The sequence below is a fragment of the Streptomyces sp. RG80 genome (genome assembly GCF_040446465.1).
Lineage (GTDB): Bacteria > Actinomycetota > Actinomycetes > Streptomycetales > Streptomycetaceae > Streptomyces.
Genome location: NZ_JBEAAJ010000006.1, coordinates 538,026 through 559,935 on the forward strand (window position 1 = coordinate 538,026; position 21,910 = coordinate 559,935).

Genomic DNA, 21,910 nt, shown 5'->3' on the forward strand with positions numbered 1-21,910 from the left:
TCAGCAAGCCTCCAACTCGGCCCGGAGGAGGGTGCCTTGGTCGGCGAGGTGCGGGGGAGGTGCGGCGAAGACGTGGTCGCAGAGGGCGTGGGGTGCCAACTCCGGGTCCGTGGCCAGCCGTTCGCGGATATCGGCGGCGTATTCCTCGGCGTCGGCCGCGGCGGTCTTCGTGTCCGCGTCGGTGAGCAGACCGCGTGCGCGCAGTGCCGACTCCAGGCGGTCTATCGGGTCGTGCCGGCGCCAGTGGTCGGCCTCCGCGGACGTGCGGTACCGGGAGGGGTCGTCGGCGCTGGTGTGTGGACCCATGCGGTAGGTGTGCGCCTCGACGAGCCATGGCCCACCGCCCGCCCTGGCGTCCTCGACGGCCGTGCTCAGCACGGCGAGTACGGCCGCAGCATCGTTGCCGTCCACCTGCTCCGCGCGGACGCCGTAGCCGACTCCCTTGTACGCCAGGCTCGGTGCGGCGCACTGCTCGGACAGCGGGACGGAAATGGCGTACCCGTTGTTCTGCACCAGGAAGACGACCGGAGCCTTCAACACGCCCGCCAGATTCAGGGCTTCGTGGAAGTCGCCCTCGCTGGTGGCGCCGTCCCCGACCAGCGCGAGGGCGACGGTGTCCGTGCCCTTGAGCCGCTCGCCGTGGGCCAGCCCCGTGGCGTGCGCGGCGTGCGTGGCCAGCGGGGTGCACTGCGGCGCCGTGCGGTGCCGTACCGGGTCGTAGCCGCAGTGGGCGTCGCCGCGCAGGAGCGTCAGAGCCTCGACGGGGTCGATCCCGCGGCTGACCAGTGCGACACAGTCCCGGTAAGTGGGGAACAGCCAGTCCGTGGCGCGCAGTGCCAGTGCCGCGCCCACCTGGCAGGCCTCCTGGCCGAGGCTGGACGGGTGGACCGCGAGCCGGCCCTGCCGGGCGAGTGACGTCGCCTGCTCGTCGAAGCGGCGCCCGAGAACCATCTTCCGGTACGCCGTCAGCAGCGACTCGGGCGACGGCTCAGGGTAGACGCGCTTCCGAGACCCCTGGGTGCTGTCAAATTCCCATGCATTGCCATTTGTTGAGAGAAAAGAAACCGGAACTTGAGAGGGGAGCCAGGGGGAAGGGTCTACCCAACTCTTCACCGGCGTATGCATCGGATTGTTCTCCATCTTTCCTCCGCATTTTCGGCATGGCTTGTGCACCTCGGATGATCTCCATGACGAGCGATTTCGGAGCTGCCGAACGGAAAAGGGAGAGTGAAGCGGAACTGAATAGTCCGCAGGATGGACCTCGGATCGTGGAGTGATCGAGGCAAGCGCTTCCTATGTGTCAACTGCACGTCAGCAAGCCGTAATTCGCATGTCGCCCGCTCGTCTCGAAGGCCCGGTTCCAATTGATCAGCGATACGCGGCACTGCGGAAGGCAAGCGAAGATGTCCGGAGTACGGCCGGGAACACGTCATTACGCCGTTTTCTGTTCCTCGTGCGGGACCCGATACGAGGACGACGGCCTCCTCCTCGACTGCCCCCGTCGGCACGAACCGGCATTCCTGCGTACCGAATACGACAGAACCGGAACCGTCGTCGGCCCAGGCACCGGCCTGTTCCGATACGCCCCGCTGTTGCCGGTGGCGCGCACCTTCCCCGACGTCCCGGGCCCGGTGGTCCGGCCCGCTGAACGGCTCGGCCGCCGCCTCGGCCTGAACCGGCTGTGGATGGCCTTCAACGGATACTGGCCGGAACGTGAGGCGTATCTGCCGACCTGCACGTTCAAGGACCTTGAGGCCTATACGGTGCTCGGCCGGATGCCCGCCGAGCCGCCCGTGCTCGTCATCCCCTCGGCGGGCAACACCGCGGCAGCCTTCGCCTGGGCCGCCACCCGACACCAGGTGCCCTGCCTCCTCGTGGTGCCTGCCCCGGCCCTGGAACGGATGCGCTTCCCGGGCCCGCTCGACCCCTGCGTCCGGATCGTCGTCCTCGAAGGCACCGCCACCTACAGCGACGCCATCGCCTGCGCGGACCTCCTCGCCGCCCTGCCCGGCCATCACGCCGAGGGAGGCTCGCGCAACGTCGGCCGCCGGGACGGCCTGGGCACCGTGATGCTGGCCGCCGCCGACGCCCTCGGACGACTTCCGGACACCTATGTGCAGGCCGTCGGCAGCGGCACCGGAGCCATCGGCGCCCATGAGGCGGCACGGCGACTGCATGCCGATGGCGAGCCGCTGCCCCGCCTGCTGATCTGCCAGAACGCACCCTTCGCGCCGCTGTACGAAGCCTGGCGAGGCGCCGCAGCCGCGCCCGCCGACCGCGAGCACGAGCCGCTGGCCCGCGAACTGACCAACAGGCGCCCACCGTTCACCGTCCGCGGTGGCGTGCGGGACGTGCTCATCGAGAGCCGCGGCGATGTCCTGCGCACCGACAACGTCGCGGCCCTCGATGCCATGGCCCTCTTCGAGGAGGTCGAGGGCATCGACATCGAACCGGGCGCCGGAGTGGCCCTGGCCGCCCTGGCCGAGGCGGCACGGTCCGGCCAGGTCGGCCGCGACGAACTCGTCCTGCTCAACATCACCGGCGGTGGTCGGGCCCGCCAGGGCCACGACCTGGCGCTCATCCCTGCCGAGCCCTGGCTGCGTGTGCCCTGGCCCGGCATCGAGGACGGCCCGCGGGCCGTCGCGGACCTCGTGGCCCGGCAGTCCACCGGCCTCGCGACCGCCACGGAGGCCGCCCGATGACCAGCGCCCCTCGCCTGGACCCTTCAACCGTCCCACCCGTCCTGGACGTGTCCGCCGCCCAGCGCTCGATGTGGTTCGGACAGCGGCTGGACCCCGCCGGGCCCGCCTACAACGTGGGCGAGTACACCGAGATCCGCGGCCCTGTCGATCCCGTCCGGTTCCGTAAAGCCGTCGAGCAGGTGGTGGCGGCCACCGACACTCTGCGAGTCCGGTTCACGGCCGATGAGGACACCGTCCGCCAGGTCGTCGACGCCGACTGCGCCTGGGACCTGCACGTCGTCGACCTCACAGGCGAACCCGAGCCTTTGTCGGCCGCCGAGGCCTGGATGGCCGCCGACTTCGCGACCCCGTTCGACCTGGAGCGCTCCCCGCTCTTCCGGTACGCGCTGCTGAAGCTCGCGGACGACCACTGGATCTGGTACCAGGCCTACCATCACATCGCCGTCGACGGTTACAGCTGCTCCCTCATCGCGAGCCGGGTCGCCGACGCCTACACCGCCCTCGTCGCTGGCACGCCCCACATCCCGCCGCCGGCTCCACTGGCTCCGCTGGTAGAGGCCGACGAGGCCTACCGCGCCGGTGAACGACACGCGTCGGACCGCAAGTTCTGGACGACCGCGCTCGCCGACCGGCCCGAGCCGGTGAGCCTGTCAGCCCGTCCACCGCACGTAGCCGGCCACTTCCTCCGGCGCATCGGCCACCTTCCGCCCAACGCTGGGGACTTGGTGCACGAGGCCGCCTCTCGGACCGGCACCCGCTGGTCGCGCGTCCTGCTCGCGGCGACCGCCGCCTACCTGCACCGCCTCACCGGAACCCGCGACATCGTCCTGGGCCTGGCGGTCACCGCCCGCGAGAGCGCGAGCGAACTCGCCACACCGGGCATGGCGTCCAACGTGCTTCCGCTGCGACTGTCCGTACGTCCCGACACCGCCGCCCACGACCTCGTACACCAGGCCGCCTCCGCCACCCGGAACCTGCTGGCACACCAGCGCTACCGGGGCGAGGACCTGCGCCGGGAACTGGACTGGCCCCAGGGCGGGCGGCGCTTCTTCGGGCCCGTCGTCAACATCATGGCGTTCGGGCCGGAACTGCGGTTCGCCGGGCATCCGACCACACGCCACAACCTGTCCACCGGACCCGTCGAAGACCTCGCCTTCAACATCTACGACCGGGCGGACGGCCACGGCATCCGCGTCGACCTGGACGCCGGTCCCGACCACTTCACGGAAGCCGAACTCACGGCCCACCAGCGGCGTTTCGCCCGGTTCGTGGAGCGGTTCGCCGCGGCGGTCATCGCGGGCACCCCGGTCGCGCGGACCGAGGTGACAGCGCCCGACGAGCGGGGCGAGGCGCGGCTCGCCGGCGCCACCGCGCCAGGGGGAGCGGCGACCGTACCCGAGGTGTTTGCGGCCCAGTTGGCGGCCACCCCCGACGCCACCGCGACCGTCCATGGCGAACGCGCCCTGACCTATCGGCAGTTGAACGCCTACGCCAACCAGCTCGCACACCGGCTGATCGACCTCGGCGTTCTGCCGGAGGACCGCGTCGCGGTCCTGATGGGCCGTTCCGACGGCCTCCTCGTCGCGCTGCTGGCCATCCTCAAGACCGGCGCCGCCTACGTCGGCCTCGACCCGCGCGCCCCAGGCGCCCGCACGCGGCGGATCCTCGCCGAAACCGGCGCCGAGGTCCTGCTCACCGACACAGCGCCAGTCGAGTCGTACGACGGGATCACGGTCGTCAGTGCCGACGCCCCGACGCTCGCCGTCGAGCCGGACACGGATCCCGCCGTGCCGCTGCACCCGGCCCAACTCGCCTACGTCAGCTACACCTCCGGCTCCAGCGGCGTTCCCAAGGGCGTCGCCGTCACCCATCACGACGTCACCGCTCTGGCCGCCGACTCTGCCTTCGGGGACGGCGCGCACGCGCGCGTGCTGGTGCACTCGCCGACCGCTTTCGACGCCTCCACGTACGAGATGTGGGTGCCGCTGCTCAACGGCGGCACCGCGGTGATCGCCGGGCCCGACGAGGACGTGGATGCCGCCGCCGTCGCCCGCCTGACCAAGCGCCACGAACTGACGGCCCTGTGGCTGACCGCCGGACTGTTCCGCCTCGCCGCCGACGACGACCCCGGCTGTTTCGCAGGGCTGCGTCAGGTGTGGACCGGTGGTGAGGCCGTCCCCGCCGACGCCGTGCGCCGGGTTCTGGCAGCCTGCCCGGAGTTGACGGTGACCGACGGCTACGGCCCGACCGAGACCACCACCTTCGCCACGCGCCGCCCCTGCACCTCGGACGCGCCGGTGCCCGACCCGCTCCCGATTGGCCGCCCACTGGACGGCATGCGGGCGTACGTCCTCGACTCGGCTCTGCACCCCCTCCCGCCGGGCACGGTGGGGGAGTTGTACCTCGCCGGCCTCGGCGTGGCCCGCGGCTACCTCGGCCGCCCGGGCGCGACGGCCGAACGCTTCGTGGCCGACCCGTACGGCCCGCCCGGCGCCCGCATGTACCGCACCGGCGACCGGGCGCGTGTGACGGCCGACGGCGAGCTGGAGTTCCACGGCCGCTCCGACGGCCAGATCAAACTCCGGGGCTTCCGCATCGAGCCCGGCGAGATCGAAACGGCTCTCGCCGCCCACCCGGAGGTCACCCAGGCGGTGGCCGTCGTACGGGAGGACCGGGACGGCGATCGACGGCTGGTCGCGTATGCGGTGTGCGCCGAGGGTGCAGAGGGCACGGAGGGCACCACCGCCGCCCCGGACGCCCTGCGCGACCATCTCGCCGCCCTGCTGCCCGACTTCATGGTCCCCGCGGTCGTGGTGGTCCTCGACCGGCTGCCACTGACCCCCAACGGCAAACTGGACCGGGCCGCGCTGCCCGCCCCGGCGGCCGCTGCCGCCCCGCAGGGCTACGCCGCCCCACGCACCCCGCACGAACAGGCCCTGTGCGCCCTCTTCGCCGATGTGCTCGGGCTGCCTGGTGTCGGCTCCCGCGACAACTTCTTCACGCTCGGCGGTCACTCCCTGCTCGCCCTGCGTCTGCTCGGCCGCATCCGCACCACCCTCGGCGTCGAACTGGCCCTGCGCGATGTCTTCCAGTCGCCCACGCCGAGCGGACTCGCCCGGCTGCTGACCGAGGCCGACACCGCCGCACGGCCCGCCTCGCGGCCGACTCCCCGCAAGCGTCCTGGCCCGGCGCCACTGTCGTCCGCCCAGCGACGGCTGTGGTTCCTGCACCGTCTGGAGGGGCCTGGCGCGGCCTACAACATCCCCCTGGCCGTACGGCTCACCGGCGCTCGCCTCGACCGGGACGCCCTGAGCGCGGCGCTCGCGGACATGGTCGCCCGGCACGAGATCCTGCGCACCGTCTACCCGGACGCCGACGGGCTGCCGATCCAGCGGCTGCTGAATCCCTTCCCGCCGGATGTGCATGTCGTCGACGACATGACAGAGGCGGAACTGCCGTATCAGCTGGGCCAGTTGGCGAGTCAAGGGTTCCGGATCGAGGAGGAGGCCCCGTTCCGGGCGCACCTGCTCGTGCTGGGCCCCGAGGACCACGTACTGCTCCTGCTTGTGCACCACATCGCCGGCGACGGCTGGTCCATGGACCCCCTTCTGCGTGACCTGTCGGTCGCCTATCGCGCCCGGCTGACGGACAGAGAACCGGGCTGGGTGCCGCTTCCCGTCCAGTACGGCGACTACTGCGTCTGGCAGCACGAGGTGCTCGGCGAGGACGGGGATCGGGACAGGCAACTCGACTACTGGCGTGAGGCGCTCGCCGGGCTTCCCGACGAACTCCCCCTTCCCGCCGACCGTCCGCGTCCCGCGCGCGCCACTCATCAGGGTGGCGACATCCCCGTCCGGCTGGACGCGGACCTGCACCGGCGGTTGCGCGCGCTGGCCGCCGAGACCGGTACGACGGTGTTCATGGTCGTGCAGGCGGGACTCGCCGCCCTGCTCTCCCGGCTGGGGGCGGGCACCGACATCCCGCTCGGCACGCCGGTCGCCGGCCGCGCCGACGAAGTGCTGGACGATGTGGTCGGCTGCTTCGTCAACACCCTCGTCCTGCGCACCGACACCTCGGGCGACCCGAGCCTGCGGGAACTGCTCCGCCGGGTGCGGGAGACGGATCTGGCGGCCTACGCCCACCAGGAGTTGCCGTTCGAGCACCTGGTGGAGGCCCTCAACCCGCCCCGCTCACTCGCCCGGCACCCCCTCTTCCAGGTGATGCTCGCCTTCCGCCCCACTGCCGGGCCCCGCCTCGACCTCCCTGGAACGCACGCCGATGTGCTGCCCGTGGAGACCGGAGCCACCAAGATCGACCTGACCTTCAACCTGGGCGAGCGTCTCAGTGCCGACGGCTCCCCGGAGGGCATCGAAGGCATACTCCAGTACAGCGCCGACCTCTTCGACCGCAGCACCGCCGAGGAACTCGCCGCCCGATTGGAACGCCTGCTGCGGGCCGCCGTCCGGGACCCCGACCGAGCCCTCGGCGCCCTGGATCTCCTCACCGACGCCGAACGCCACCGCCTGCTGGTCGAGTTCAACGACACGGCGCGTGAGGTGCCGGACACCACTTTTCCCCGGCTCTTCGAGGCGCGTGCCGCCGAGGCACCCGACGCGGTCGCGGTCGCGGATTCAGCGGGTGCCCTGACGTACCGTCAACTCGATGCCCGGGCAAATCGGTTGGCGCGCGTTCTCGCCGCGCACGGTGCCGGACCGGGGCGGATCGTCGCGTTCTCGCTGCCCCGTTCGGCGGACCTCGCCGTCGCCGTGCTCGCCGTTCTCAAGGCGGGCGCCGCGTATCTGCCGCTGGACCCGGAGCATCCGGCCGAGCGCACCGCTTATCTGCTCGCCGACGCGGAGCCCGTGTGCCTGATCGCCAGGGACCGGCTCGACGTCGAGACGGACACCGACTGTCCCGTCGTGGATCCGGACGCGGTCCCCGACGACCCGGACAGGCCCCTTGTCCAGGCCCGGCCCGCCGATCCCGCCTACCTGATCTACACCTCGGGTACCACCGGCCGCCCCAAGGGTGTCGTCGTCGAGCACCGCAACCTGACCACCTACGTGGCCCGTTGCGTCGAGGCCTACCCCAGCCTGCGCGGCACCTCGCTGCTGCACGCCACGATGTCCTTCGACGCCACCGTGACCACCCTGCACGGGGCCCTCGCCGCCGGCGGCCGGGTACACATCGCCGGTTTCCACGACGCCGGCGCGGCGCCGGTGAGCGGCGGTTACACCTTCCTCAAGGCGACGCCCAGCCACCTCCCCCTGCTGCCCGCCCTGCCGCACGACCTGTCGCCGGCCGAGGAGTTCATGCTCGGCGGCGAGGCCCTGGTCGGCGAGGCACTGCGCGACTGGCGCCATGACCACCCCGACGTACGCCTGATCAACCACTACGGCCCGACCGAGCTCACCGTCGGCTGCACCGACCACCGCATCGAACCCGGCGACGACCTGCCGACCGGACCGGTGCCCGTCGGCCGCCCCATGTGGAACACCAAGGCCTACGTGCTCGACAGCCGCCTCAACCCCGTACCGGTCGGGGTCGAGGGGGAGCTGTACTTCGCGGGCGACCATGTGGCGCGTGGCTACTGGAGACGGCCGGTCCTGACCGCCGAGCGGTTCGTCGCCGACCCCTTCGACCCGTCCGGCGGGCGCATGTACCGGACCGGTGACCTGGCCGTGTGGCGGGCCGACGGCACGCTGGAGCTGCGCGGGCGGGCCGACGGCCAGCTCAAGATCCGCGGCCTGCGGATCGAGCCCGGCGAGGTCGAGGGCGCCCTCACCTCCCATCCCGCCGTCGTCCAGGCCGCTGTGGTGGTGCGCGAGGACCGGACGGGCGTACGGCGCCTGGTCGGCTACGTCGTCCCGGTCGCCGAGGCCGACTGCCCCGCCCTCCTCGCGCACGCCGCCCGGAAGCTGCCCGCTCACATGGTCCCCGAGGCGCTGGTCGTGCTCGACGCGCTGCCGATGACACCCAACGGCAAGCTGGACCGGGCTGCCCTGCCCGCACCGGCCGCCTCCGGCGAGACGACGGGGCGGGCTCCGCGCACCGCTCAGGAGCGGGCACTCACCGACCTCTTCGCCGAGGTCCTCGGGATCCCCGGCGCCGGCATCGGCGTCGACGACGGCATTTTCGACCTGGGCGGCGACAGCATCACCTCCATCCATCTCGTCAGCCGCGCGATCGCCGAGGGCCTGCGGCTGACCCCGCGGGACGTGTTCGAGCAACGTACGGTCGCCGCTCTCGCCGCCACGGCGACGGCTCGGCCGGCCACCGGCCCCGCTCAGGAACCGGACGCGCCGACCGGCACACTGCCACTCACCCCGGCCATGCACCGGCTGCTCGAACGCGGCGGTCCGATCGCGGCGTTCAGCCAGTCCGTCCTGCTCCTCGTCCCCGCTGACGCGGACGAGGAGCGGCTGACAGCGGCGCTGCAGGCCGTACTGGACCACCACGACGTGCTACGGCTGCGCCTGGCGCCCGACGGACGGACGGCACAGATCACCCCTCCCGGATCGGTCGACGCGGCCGCGGTGCTGGAGCGCATCACCGGGCCCGTGGACTTCGCGGAGGTGCTCAACCGTTCGGCCTCGCAACTCGACCCGGAGAAGGGTGAGTTGGTGCGCGCGGTGTGGTGCGATGCCGACTCCGGCCGTTTTGGGCGGCTGCTGCTGACTGTCCATCACCTGGCGGTGGACGGCGTGTCATGGCGCATCCTGTGCTCCGATCTGGCGGCGGCCTGGCGCGGGGAGAAGCTGCCCGAGCGCGGCACCTCCTTCCGGAACTGGGCCCGGCTGCTGGAGCGGGAGGCCCGGACGGCGGCACGACAGGCCGAACTGGACGTGTGGCGCGCCGTGTTGGGCCACCCCGGCCCCCTCCTCGGCGCCCGACTGCCCGATTCCCGGCAGGACGTCATCGGCTCGATGCGTCATCTCACCCGGGTCCTGCCCGCCGAGGTCACCGCCGACCTGCTCACCACCGTGCCGACGGCATTCCACGCCGGTCCCGAGGACGTCCTGATCGCCGCACTGGCGGCAGCCTTCACTCGGTGGCGGCGGCACGCGACCCTGGTGCTGGACATCGAGCGGCACGGTCGCGAGGAGATCGCCGACGGCATCGACCTGTCCCGTACCGTCGGCTGGTTCACGAGTGTCGTACCGGCGCGGCTCGACCTGTCCGGAATCGACCCCGAGGACCCGGCGCAGGTCCTCAAGACGGTCAAGGAACAGCTGCGGTCCGCCCCGGACCGCGGCATCGGACACGGGCTACTGCGTCATCTCGCCCCGGAGACCGGGCCCGTCCTCGCGGAGCTTCCGGTGCCGGAGGTCGGTTTCAACTACCTGGGACGGGCCGCCCCTTCGGCGAACGGCGCCTGGTCGCCCGCGCCGGAGGCACTGCGCAACCTGGGCGCCGTGCACGATCCCGCCATGCCCGTGGCCCACGGTCTGGAGATCACCGCTGTGACCACCGACGACGGCCGGCTCGACACCACCTGGTCCTGGGCCCCCGGCATCTGGTCCGAGGACGACGTGAACGTCCTCGCGGACGGCTGGTTCGCGGCACTGGCGGCGCAGGCCCAGGGCGGCAACGGCGCGGCGGGCGGGCACACCCCGTCCGACCTGCCCCTGGTGTCCCTGTCCCAAGCAGAGATCGACGAACTCGAAGCCGAGTTCGGCAATGAGTGGAGGTAACCCACGGTGACACGGTCCGGTTCAGGAATCGCCGACATCCTGCCTCTGTCGCCGTTGCAGGAAGGCCTGCTCTTCCACGCCCTGTACGACGACGAGCAGGCCCCCGACCTCTACGCCACCCAGCAGATCCTGGAACTAGCGGGCCCCGTCGACCCCACCGCGGTACGCGCCGCCGGACAGGCGCTGCTCGACCGGCACCCCACCCTGCGTGCCTGCTTCCGCCGACGGGATGCCGGACGTCCCCTGCAGATCGTGCCCACAGCCGTCGAACTGCCCTGGGCGGAAGCCGACGTGTCCGGCCTCGGCGAGGACGAGCGCGACCGGGAATGGCAGCGGCTGCTGGACGAGGAGCGCGCCCGCCGCTTCGACCTCGCCAAGCCGCCGCTGCTGCGCTATCTGCTGGTCAGGTGGGACCAGGACGACTACCGGCTGCTCGTCACCAACCACCACATCCTGCTGGACGGCTGGTCGAAGCAGCTGCTGGCAGGCGAGTTCACCGCCCTGTACACGGGCCGGCCGCCCACCGCACTGCCGCCGGTGCCCGCCCACCGCGACTACCTCGCCTGGCTGGAACGGCAGGACCGAAGCGCCGCGGAGACCGCCTGGCGCGACGCCCTCGCGGGGACGGGCGACCCCACCGTGCTCGCCCCCGGCCGGACCGGCACCCTCGTGCCCCACGAACTGGTCGTCGAACTCCCCGAGCGCCTCTCCAGTGCCGCCGAGGCCACCGCCCGGTCCCTCGGGATCACCCTCAACACGCTCGTCCAGGGCACCTGGGGCATGCTGCTGGGCCGCCTGACCGGCCGCACCGACATCGTCTTCGGCCAGACCGTGACCGTACGCCCGCCCGAACTGCCCAATGCCGCCTCCCTGGTCGGCTTCTGCATCAACACCGTGCCCACCCGCGTCCATTGGGACGAGGACGACACCGTCGCCGACCTGCTCACCGCGCTCCACCAGCGGCAGGCGAGCCTGCTGACCCACCAGTACCTGGGACTCGCCGACATCAAGCGTGCCGCCGGCAGCGGTGGTGAACTCTTCGACACCCTGCTGGCCTTCGAGAACCATCCGACCGCAGGGGGCGGCCCGGAGGCGTACAGGGTCACCCAGCTCACCGGCCGCGACGCCACCCACTACCCCCTCACCCTCGCGGTCCTGCCCGGCCACCGCCTCGCCCTGCGCCTGTCCTACCGACCCGACCTGTACGACGAGACCGGCGCCCGGCAGCTCCTGGACCGGTTCGCCGCCGTCATGGAAGCCCTCGTGGCGGACCCGGCGCGGCGCCTGCGCGAGGTCGAGATCCTGTTGCCGGGGGAGCGGGAAGGGCTGGTGGGGGAGCGGCAGGGGCTTCCGGGCGGTGCCGTACCGCCTTTGGCCACCCTGCCCGAGCTGTTCGCGGACCAAGCGGCCCGCACCCCCGACGCCACGGCGGTGGTGCACGAGGGCACCCGCCTCACCTACGCCGAACTCGACACACGGGCCAACCGCCTCGCCCACCTGGTGGCGGCACGCGGTGCGGGCCCGGAGCGGCTGGTCGCCCTCGCGCTGCCGCGCTCGCCGGAGCTGGTGGTGGCCGTGCTGGCGGTCCTGAAGACCGGCGCCGCGTATGTGCCGATGGACCCCGAGTATCCGGCGGAGCGGCTGGCCTTCATGCTCGCCGACGCGGATCCGGTGTTGCTGGTCACCACACAGGACTTGGCGCCCGGCCTGCCTGAGTGCGAGGTGCCCGTGGTCACGCCGGAGGAATCGTCGGCGTATCCCGGCACGGCACCCGAGGCACCATTTCTGACCGGCGACCACATCGCCTACGTGATCTACACCTCGGGCTCCACCGGACGGCCGAAGGGCGTGGCGGTCCCGCACCGCAATGTCGTCCGGCTCTTCTCGGCCACCCGGCACTGGTTCGACTTCGGCCCGGACGACGTATGGACGCTGTTCCACTCCTACGCGTTCGACTTCTCGGTGTGGGAACTGTGGGGCGCGCTGCTGCACGGTGGCTCGCTAGTCGTCGTCCCGTACACGGTGAGCCGTGAACCGGAGGAATTCCTGCAGCTGTTGGCGCGCGAGCGCGTCAGCGTGCTGAACCAGACCCCCTCGGCCTTCGGTGAACTCCTGCGGGCCGACGCCGCACTGCCGGACATCGGCCGCGAACTGGCCCTGCGGTACGTGGTCTTCGGCGGTGAGGCGCTCGACTTCGCACAGGTCGCCGAGTGGTACACCCGCCACCCGCAGGACGCGCCCGTACTGGTCAACATGTACGGCATCACCGAGACGACGGTCCATGTCACGGGCCTGCCGCTGACCGAAGGCGCGGTACACGATCGGCCGCAGGCCGGCGGCATCGGTCACGCCATCCCCGACTTGCGCACATACGTCCTGGACGCGGGCCTGCGCCCGGTGCCGCCGGGCGTGACGGGCGAGTTGTACGTGGCGGGAGCGGGCCTGGCCCGCGGGTACCTGGGGCGGCCGGGACTGACCGCCGGACGTTTCGTCGCCGACCCGTTCGCCGCCGGTTCAGGTGAACGCATGTACCGCACAGGTGACTTGGCGCGGTGGTCGGCCGACGGCGAGCTGGAGTACCTGGGCCGGGCGGACGACCAGGTCAAGATCCGTGGCTTCCGTGTCGAACTCGGCGAGGTGGAGGCGGTGTTGGCCGGCCACCCCGACGTGACGCAGGCGGTCGTCCTCGTCCGGGACGGGCGGCTGGTCGGTTACGCCGTCGGACGATCCCTCGACGCGGACGCGCTGCGCCGCCACGCCGGGCGGACACTGCCCGACCACATGGTCCCCTCCGCCGTGGTCGTCCTGGACCGGCTGCCCCTGACGGGCAACGGCAAGCTGGATCGTGCCGGCCTGCCCGCGCCCTCCGCGAACGGCGAAGGACGTGCCCCGCGCACCGCGCAGGAGGAGATCCTGTGCGGGCTCTTCGCCGACGTCCTCGGCCTGGATGGGCACCAGGTCGGCGCGGACGACGGTTTCTTCGACCTCGGCGGCGACTCCCTGCTCGCCGTGCGGCTCACCGACCGCGTCAGGAGTGCGCTGGGCAGCGCACCGCCAGTGCGCGCGGTGTTCGAAGCGCCGACCCCCGCCGCGCTGGCCGCGCGCATCGGCGAAGGCGCGGGAGCCCCCCGGCTCCCGGAACTCACGGTGGCGGAACGCGGACACGCTCCCGTCCCGCTGTCGTACGCCCAGCAGCGGCTGTGGTTCCTGGGCCGCCTCGACGGCAGTAACACCTACACCGTTCCCTGGGCTCTGCGTCTGACCGGCCCGGTGGACGTGACGGCGCTGGAGGCGGCGATCGCCGACGTAGTGACGCGCCACGAACCGCTGCGCACCCTCCACCCCGACTTCCAGGGCATCCCCTACCAGCGGATCCTGGACCCGGAGGCGGGACACGCGGCCCTGACCGTCGTAGAGGCGACGGAGGCGGAACTCCCCGCGCGGCTCACCGCAGCCGCGGGGCACCGCTTCGACCTGTCCGCCGAAACACCGCTGCGCGCCACACTCTTCGCGCTCGACGACGACACGCACGTCCTGCTGTTGCTCGCCCACCACATAGCCGTCGACGGCTGGTCGATGGCACCGCTGATGCGCGACCTGGAGACTGCGTACACGGCCCGGACCACTGGATGTGCCCCGCAGTGGGAGCCACTGCCCGTCCAGTACGCCGACTTCGCCCACTGGCAGCGCGAACTGCTCGACGGGGCGGCAGGTAAGACGCAGAGCCTGCGGGAACGCCAGACGGCGTTCTGGCAAGAGGCCTTGGCGGGCGCTCCGGAGGAGCTGCCGCTCCCGGTCGACCGCCCCAGGCCGGCCGAGCCCACCGGACGCGGCGACCGCGTGCAACTCACGGTCGACTCGGAGTTGCACGCCGCACTCGCCGACCTCGCGTCCGCCTCCCGGGTCACCCTGTTCATGGTGCTCCAGGCCGGGCTCGCCGCGACACTGACCAGGCTCGGTTCGGGGACCGACATCACCATGGGCACGCCGGTCGCCGGACGCGCCGACGCCAGGTTGGACGACCTGGTCGGCTTCTTCGTCAACAGCCTCACACTGCGCACCGACACCTCGGGCAACCCCACCTTCCGTGAACTCCTGGTCCGGGTCCGGGACTTCGACCTCGCCGCCTACGCCCACCAGGACGTGCCGTTCGACCTCCTCGTGGACGCCCTCAGCCCGCGGCGCACCCTCGCCCGCCACCCGCTGTTCCAGGTCATGCTGGCCTTCACCGCCCACTCCGCGGACGCCGCCCTGAACCTGCCCGGCCTGGAAGTGGAGCGCGAGCACGTCCAGACCGGCGCGGCCCGCTTCGACCTCTGCCTCTACCTGAACGAGCGCCGCCACGGCGACGGCACTCCGGCAGGCATCGACGCCATCGCCGAGTACAGCACCGACCTGTTCGATCCGGGCACGGTCCAGCGGCTCACCCGGAGGCTCGTCCGCTTCCTGGCCACCGTCGCCACCGACCCCGACCTGCGCATCGAGGACGTCGACCTCCCGGGGGAGGAGGAACAGCGGCAACTCGAAGCAGCGGCGCCGAGGCCCGACGAACAGCCCGACCGCAAAGCGCTGCCCACGCCCGTGTCCACCCCCACGCCTGTGTCCACTCCCGTGTCCGCGCCAGCGCCCGAGCCCGCAGCCGGCGACGGTGGACAGGAGCCGGCGACACCGGCCGAGCGTGTCCTCGCCGGTCTCTTCCGCGAGCTGCTCAAGCTGCCCGAAGTCCCCCTCGACGAGGACTTCTTCGCCCTCGGCGGCGACAGCATCACCTCGATCCGGCTCGTGAGCCGGGCCGTCGAGGCCGGAGTCGTGATCAGCGCCCGCGATGTCTTCAAGCACCAGACGGTGAAGGAGCTGGCGGCGGTGGCTCGTGGACCGCTCGGCAGCTCTCACGGCGACGCCGGTGACGGGGCGGACGCGGGCGGCGGGGCCGAGGCCCATGACGTCGACGCGGTGGGCTCGGTCCCGCTGACCCCCATCATGCGGTGGCTGCTCGCACGCGGCGGCCCGATCGGCCGGTTCAGTCAATCCGTCCTGCTGACGGTCCCGGCGGGTGCCGTTCTGCCGCGGCTGACCCAGGCGTTGCAGGCGGTGCTCGACCACCACGACATGCTGCGTTCCCGGCTCACCCCGACTCCGGAACTGGATGTCGCCCCGGTCGGGGACGTCAACGCCGCGGACCTGCTCGACCGTCGAGACGTCTCCGGCATGTCCGGTTCTGGCGAACTCGACGCCTGCGTCGCCGAGGAGTTCGACCGGGTCGTGGCACTGCTCGATCCGGCGGCCGGGGCGATGGTCCGGGCCGTGTGGTTCGACGCCGGGTACGACCTGCCCGGGCGGCTGCTGTTGGCCGTCCACCACCTCGCCGTGGACGGTGTGTCCTGGCGCATTCTCGTACCCGACCTGAAAGCCGCCTGGGAGGCTGTCGCCGAAGGCACCCCCCGACTGCCCGCCGTCACCACGTCGTTCCGGCGCTGGTCGCAGGCGCTGGGCCGGCAGGCGGGCACGCCTTCGCGGGTCGCCGAGGCCGAGCTGTGGCGCCGTGTCGCCGACGCCCCGCGCGCCCCACTGGGCCGGCGCCCGCTCGACCCCGACCGCGACACCGCGGCCACCACGCACTCGCTACGGATCACCCTGCCGCCCGAGACCACGGGACCGCTGCTCACCAGCGTCCCGGCCACCCTCGAGGCCGGCGTCCAGGAGGTCCTGCTCACCGGCCTCGCGCTGGCCTTGGCCGATCACCAGGGCAGCCCGCACGTCGTGCTGGACGTCGAGGGACACGGCCGGGAGGAACTGGAGCCCGGGCTCGAACTGTCGCGGACAGTCGGCTGGTTCACCTCGCTCTACCCGGTCCACCTGGACCTGGAGGGCGTGGACGTGAGTGACGCCCTGGCCGCCGGACCCGCTGCCGACCTCGCCGCCACCCGGGTCCGGGATCGGCTGCGCGAACTGCCTGACCACGGCGCGGGGTACGGCCTCCTGCGCCACCTCAATCCCGACACGGCGGCCGAGTTGGCCAAGGCGCCCACGCCGGCTGTCGGCTTCAACTACCTCGGCCGGTTCAGTGCTCCCGGTAGCGACGTCACTGAGCCATGGGCCTTCGCCCCCGAGTCGTCGGCACTCGGCACCGGCTGCGACCCCGGCCTCGCCGCCGCCCACACGATCGACATCAACGCGGTCGTCCACGACTCTGCCGCCGGACCCCAACTGGTGGCCGACTGGGCTTGGCCCGAAGGCCTGCTGAGCGAGCCGGAGGTGCGGACGCTGGCCGAGTCCTGGCGCACCGCGCTCACCGCACTCGTCTCCCGGGCCGCGGGCGGCGCCGGCATGTCCGTGGCAGGCCTGTCCCGGGACGAACTCGACGAGCTGTCCGCAGGCCTCGACTGACCTGGCCCCCGACAAGCCCCAGCGCCCCAGCCGACCAGCACACAGCGAGACGAGACGACACATGACGCAGACCGGGCCCGTCGACGTCCTCCCCCTTACCCCGCTCCAGGAGGGCCTGCTCTTCCACGCTCTGTACGAGCACGAACGGCATGGCCCCGACGTCTACGTCGTACAGCTGGTCTTCGAACTCGAAGGTCCGGTCGACGCCGACCGCCTGCGCGCGGCCGCTCAGGCACTCCTGGACCGCCACCCGAACCTGCGGGCGGCCTTCCGGCGGCGCCGCGGCGGCCAGCCGGTGCAGGTCATCCCGCGGCGGGCCACGCTGCCATGGGCGGAGGCCGACCTCAGCGCACGGACCGCCGACTTCGGCGGGCGGGACGCCGACCTCAGCGAGCGAGACGCCGACTTCGAGAAGGCGTGGACGGCACTGCTCGACGAGGACCGGGCCCGGGGGTTCGATCCGGCCACTCCTCCGCTCCTGCGCTGCACCCTGGTCCGCACCGCCGAGCACCGTCACCGGCTGCTCGTCACCCACCACCACATCCTGCTCGACGGCTGGTCGGTCTCCGTGCTCCTACGGGAACTGCTCGCCCTGTACGCCGCCGACGCGGACCCGACCGCGCTCGCGCCCGTCCCGCCGTACCGCACCTTCCTGGAGTGGCTGGGCCGCAGACAGCGCGGGGCCGCAGAGGCCGCCTGGCGGGACGCGCTGGCCGGTGTGACGGAACCGACCCGACTCGCGCCGGCCACCTCGCCCGGGGCCGCTGAGCCGGCGCAGGCCCGGACCGAGCTGTCGACGGAGCTCGGAGCCGCGCTCACGGCATGCGCCCGGAGCCTCGGGGTGACCGCCAACACACTGGTGCAGAGCGCCTGGGCGATCCTGCTCGGCCGACTGACCGGCCGTGACGACGTCGTCTTCGGCGCCACCGTCTCGGGTCGCCCGCCCGAACTCCCCGGTGTCGAGTCGATGGTCGGCCTGTTCATCAACACCATCCCGACGCGGGTCCGGCTACGCCCCGAGGAGAGCCTCGGCGCCCTGCTCCGCGAGGTCCAGGACGGTTACGTCCGTCTCCTCGACCACCACCATCTCGGCCTGGCCGACATCCAGCGAGCCGTGGGCATCCCGGAGCTCTTCGACAGCCTCGTCGTCTTCGAGAACTATCCGGTGGATCCGGAGGCGACCGGCGACGGGCGGCACAGCGACTCAGACGGCGCCAAGCGCGACGGCGACGGTGGCGGCAACGGCGGGCTCCGCCTGATCGGCTCAGGCGGCCGCGACGCCACCCACTACCCGGTCACGCTCGTGGCCCTCCCCGGCCCCCGGCCCCGCTTCCGGCTGGCCTACCACCCAGGACTGTTCGACGCCGACTGGGCCGACGCCACACTCGCCTGCCTGGTGCGCATCCTCGAGGCGATGGCGGTCGACCCCGAACTCCCACAGGGCCGCCTGGGACTCCTGGCGCCACAGGAACTGCCCCAGCCGCCCCGACTCACGCCACCGGCCGCCCGCACCCTCACCGAACTCTGGTCGGCCCAGGTCGCGGCAACCCCGGACACCGACGCCGTACTGGAGCAAGGCGCCCGTCTGTCGTACGGCGAACTCGACGTCCGGGCCGAGCAGTTGGCCGCCCGCCTCACCGCCGTCGGGGCAGGCCCCGAACGAGTCGTGGGTATCGCCCTGCCCCGTACCGCGGACCTGGTCGTCGCCGTCCTCGCGGTGCTGAAGTCCGGCGCCGCCTACCTGCCGCTCGACCCCGCGTATCCGGCCGAGCGCCTGGCGTACATCGTCGACGACGCCCGCCCCGTCGTCGTCCTCGCCACCGAGGAGACGGCAGGGGCGTTGCCGGACGGCACACCGCTGCTCGATCCGGGCATTCAGGTGACTGAGCATCAGAGTCGCCTCGCACCAGGCGACTTGACGCCGGACAACCTCGCCTACATCACCTACACCTCCGGCTCCACCGGCCGTCCCAAGGGTGTGCTGGCAACGCACCGCAACGCCGTCGAGTTCGTCGAGTGGACGCACACCGAGTTCGGTCCCGAGCGACTGGCCAAGGTGCTGTTCTCGACCTCGCTCAACTTCGACGTGTCGGTGTTCGAGATCTTCTCGCCCCTGCTGTGCGGCGGCCGTATCGAGATCGTCGAGAACCTCCTCGCGCTCACCGACGGCACCCCCCGGGACGCCGGCCTGATCAGCGGCGTACCCACGGTCATGGCCAGCGTGCTCGCCGAACGACCGCCCGTCGCACCGCACACCGTGGCCCTCGGCGGCGAACCCATCCCCGAACAGCTCCGGGCCGGCCTCGAGACCGCCTTCCCCGGAGCGCGGCTCGTCAACTTCTACGGGCCCACCGAGGCGACCATCTATGCCACCGCCTGGCAGTCCGGCGCCGACCCGGACGACAAGGCCGCCCCACCCATCGGCCGTGCCCTCGCCCGCAACGTCGTCCACCTCCTGGACCCCGCGCTGCACCCCGTGCCCGACGGGGCCGTCGGCGAGGTGTACGTGGCCGGTGGTGGACCTGCCCGCGGCTACCTCGGCAGGCCGGGTCTGACGGCCGAGCGATTCGTCGCCGACCCGTTCGGCGGACCGGGGGAGCGCATGTACCGCACGGGAGACCTGGCGGTGCGTGGCTCCGACGGCCAACTGCGCTTCCTGGGCCGGGCCGACCACCAGGTCAAACTCCGTGGCTTCCGGATCGAGTTGGGTGAGGTCGAAGCCGCCGTCGCCACGCATCCGGCCGTGGCCGAGGCGGCCGCCACGGTGAGGGAGGACCAGCGCGGTGAGAAGCAACTCGTCGCGTACGTCGTATCCCCGGAGGCCGTGGCTGCCGACGACCTCCGCGACCACCTCGCCCACACCCTCCCCGCCCACATGATCCCCTCGGCGTTCGTCCCGCTCGATGCACTCCCGCACACCGCCAGCGGCAAGCTGGACCGCAAGGCGCTGCCCGCCCCCGACGCGCCGTCCGCCGCAAAAGCGGCCCCGCGGACCGAGCGGGAGGAGACCTTGCGCGGAATCTTCGCCGAGGTCCTCGGCCTCGCCCCGGACCGGGTCGGCGTCCACGACGGCTTCCTCGACCTCGGCGGCCACTCCCTGCTGGCCCCCCGCCTGACCTCGCGCATCAGTGCCGAACTCGGCGTGGAGCTGCCGCTGCGCGCCCTCTTCGACTCACCCACCGTGGCAGCACTGGCCCGACGCCTGACCGAAGCAGGCCGACCCGGAACACCCGACCGGCACCAGCCCGCCGCGTCGGGCACGGCCCCTATGGGACCGCTGCTCCCGCTGCGCACCCGCGGTGACCGCGAACCCCTGTTCTGCCTGCCCCCGGCCTCCGGCCTGTCCTGGGGCTTCGCCGGGCTGGCCCGCTACATCCACCCCGGCCGCCCGCTGTACGGCCTCCAGTCCAGCGGTCTGCTCCCGGATCAGCCCCTGCCCGACAGCCTGGCCGACGCGGTCGCCGGGCACCTCGCCGTCATCCGCCAGACACAGCCACGCGGGCCGTACCACCTGCTCGGCTACTCCATGGGTGGCCTGGTCGCGTACGACGTCGCGGTCGCCCTCCAAGCGGCCGGAGAGCAGGTAGCGCTGCTCGCACTGCTCGACTCCTTCCCCGGCGCCTGGATCCGGCAGGGCCCCGCCCAGTCCGACCGCCCGGCCCTGCTGCGCAACCTCCTCACCATCCTCGGCCGCCAGGTCCCCGAGGACGAGACCCAGCCGCTGACCGAGAGCCGCTTCGCCGAACTGGTCCGTCGCGTATCCGATATGCCCGGCAGCCTCGACGACGCCGAACTGGCGGCCTTGGTAGAGGTGACAGCGAACAACCGGCGCCTGCTGGGCGAGTTCACCCCTGAGCCGTACCGCGGGGATCTGTTGCTCTTCACCGCCGCCAAGGATCCGGACGCGGTCGCGGACCGGTACCGCTCCTGGCAGCCGTACGTCGAAGGCCGCGTCGAGAACCACGAAGTCCCCTGCACTCACGGAGAGATGACCCGGCCCACGGCACTGGCGCGCATCGGCCCGGTGCTGGACAGCCGACTGCGCAAGTAGACCGAACCCGCCGTACGCGACCACTCACCACAGGAGGAACGGCCATGACCACCAACCCCTTCGACGACGACAGCATCGAGCACCTGGTCCTGGTGAACGAGGAGGGCCAGCACTCCCTGTGGCCCGCCTTCGCCGAGACTCCGGCCGGCTGGACCGTCGTCCACGGCCGCGCGAGCCGCCGGTCGTGCCTGGACTACGTCGGCGAGCACTGGACCGACATGCGTCCCAAGAGCCTGATCAAGGCGATGGGCGAGTAGCCACCGGCCCCGGCCACGCCCGAACGACCAACCCCCCTCGCAAGGAGAAACCGGCAGTCATGCCCACCGACGACCTGACCGACCCGGCCGGCCCGATCAAGCTGGTGTGCCTTCCGTACGCCGGAGCGGGCGCCTCGTTCTACCGCCCCTGGACCGCCCTGACAGCCGCCCTGGCAGGAGACGCGTTGGAGATCGTGCCGCTCCAACTGCCCGGCCGGGAAAGGCTGATCGACGAGGAGCCCTACCGGGACGTACACGAGGCCGTCGACGGCCTCCTGCCTCAGCTATGCGAACGGCTCGGCGACGGCGAGCACAGGGTGGCCCTTTTCGGGCACAGTCTCGGTGCCGTGCTGGCCTACGAACTGGCACACCGTCTGGTCGTCGAGCCCGGCATCGAACTCGTCCACCTGTTCGTGAGCGGGGCGCCCCACCCGGGCGAGGGCCGTGAACAGCGGGCCACCGGCTTGTCCGACGACGAATTCCTGACCCGGGTCAGGGAGTTCGCGGGCTACAGCCATCCCGCGCTCGACGACCCGGAGATGCGCGAGATGCTCCTGCCCACCCTGCGCGCCGACGTCGAGATGCATGAGAGCTACGTACCGAGCACCCTTCTGCCCCTGGACGCGCCCCTCACCGTGATCCGGGGTGAGGACGACGCACTGGTCGACCACGACTCCGCCGCGTCCTGGAACAAGGCGTCCGGCCGCGACTTCGACCACGTCGAGGTCCCCGGCGGCCACATGTATCTGACCGAGTCGGCACCCGCCCTGGTCGGCGTGATCGTCTCGAAGGTGCTCTGACCGTCCCCATTCTCGACCC

General features: G+C 72.1%; 7 protein-coding genes. 6 read left to right on the forward strand and 1 reads right to left on the reverse strand.

The window, feature by feature from the left end; all coding sequences use genetic code 11:
* Positions 1-1,140 (reverse strand): thiamine pyrophosphate-dependent enzyme, encoded by a 1,140-nt coding sequence (locus ABKA17_RS23255; protein ID WP_502994346.1) that lies wholly within the window; start codon positions 1,138-1,140, stop codon positions 1-3.
* Positions 1,141-1,403: 263 nt separating this feature from the next.
* Here ABKA17_RS23255 and ABKA17_RS23260 point away from each other — a divergent pair, with 263 nt between their 5' ends.
* From ABKA17_RS23260 to ABKA17_RS23285, 6 genes are all read left to right on the forward strand, one after another.
* Positions 1,404-2,702, forward strand: a complete 1,299-nt coding sequence (locus ABKA17_RS23260; protein WP_353694110.1) for a cysteate synthase — start codon at positions 1,404-1,406, stop codon at positions 2,700-2,702.
* A complete protein-coding gene (locus tag ABKA17_RS23265; protein WP_353694111.1) occupies positions 2,699-10,396 on the forward strand; it encodes a non-ribosomal peptide synthetase in 7,698 nt (2,565 codons plus the stop codon). The genes ABKA17_RS23260 and ABKA17_RS23265 overlap by 4 nt, the downstream gene beginning before the upstream one ends.
* A gap of 6 nt (positions 10,397-10,402) precedes the next feature.
* Positions 10,403-16,783 (forward strand): non-ribosomal peptide synthetase, encoded by a 6,381-nt coding sequence (locus ABKA17_RS23270; protein ID WP_353694112.1) that lies wholly within the window; start codon positions 10,403-10,405, stop codon positions 16,781-16,783.
* 61 nt (positions 16,784-16,844) lie between these two features.
* Complete coding sequence (locus ABKA17_RS23275; protein ID WP_353694113.1) at positions 16,845-20,834, forward strand: non-ribosomal peptide synthetase; 3,990 nt, start codon at positions 16,845-16,847, stop codon at positions 20,832-20,834.
* Between the two features lie 44 nt (positions 20,835-20,878).
* On the forward strand, positions 20,879-21,091 hold the full coding sequence (locus tag ABKA17_RS23280) for an MbtH family protein (RefSeq protein WP_353694114.1): 213 nt from the start codon (positions 20,879-20,881) through the stop codon (positions 21,089-21,091).
* A 59-nt stretch (positions 21,092-21,150) separates the two neighbouring features.
* A complete protein-coding gene (locus tag ABKA17_RS23285; RefSeq protein ID WP_353694115.1) occupies positions 21,151-21,891 on the forward strand; it encodes a thioesterase II family protein in 741 nt (246 codons plus the stop codon).
* The last annotated feature ends 19 nt before the right edge of the window (positions 21,892-21,910 follow it).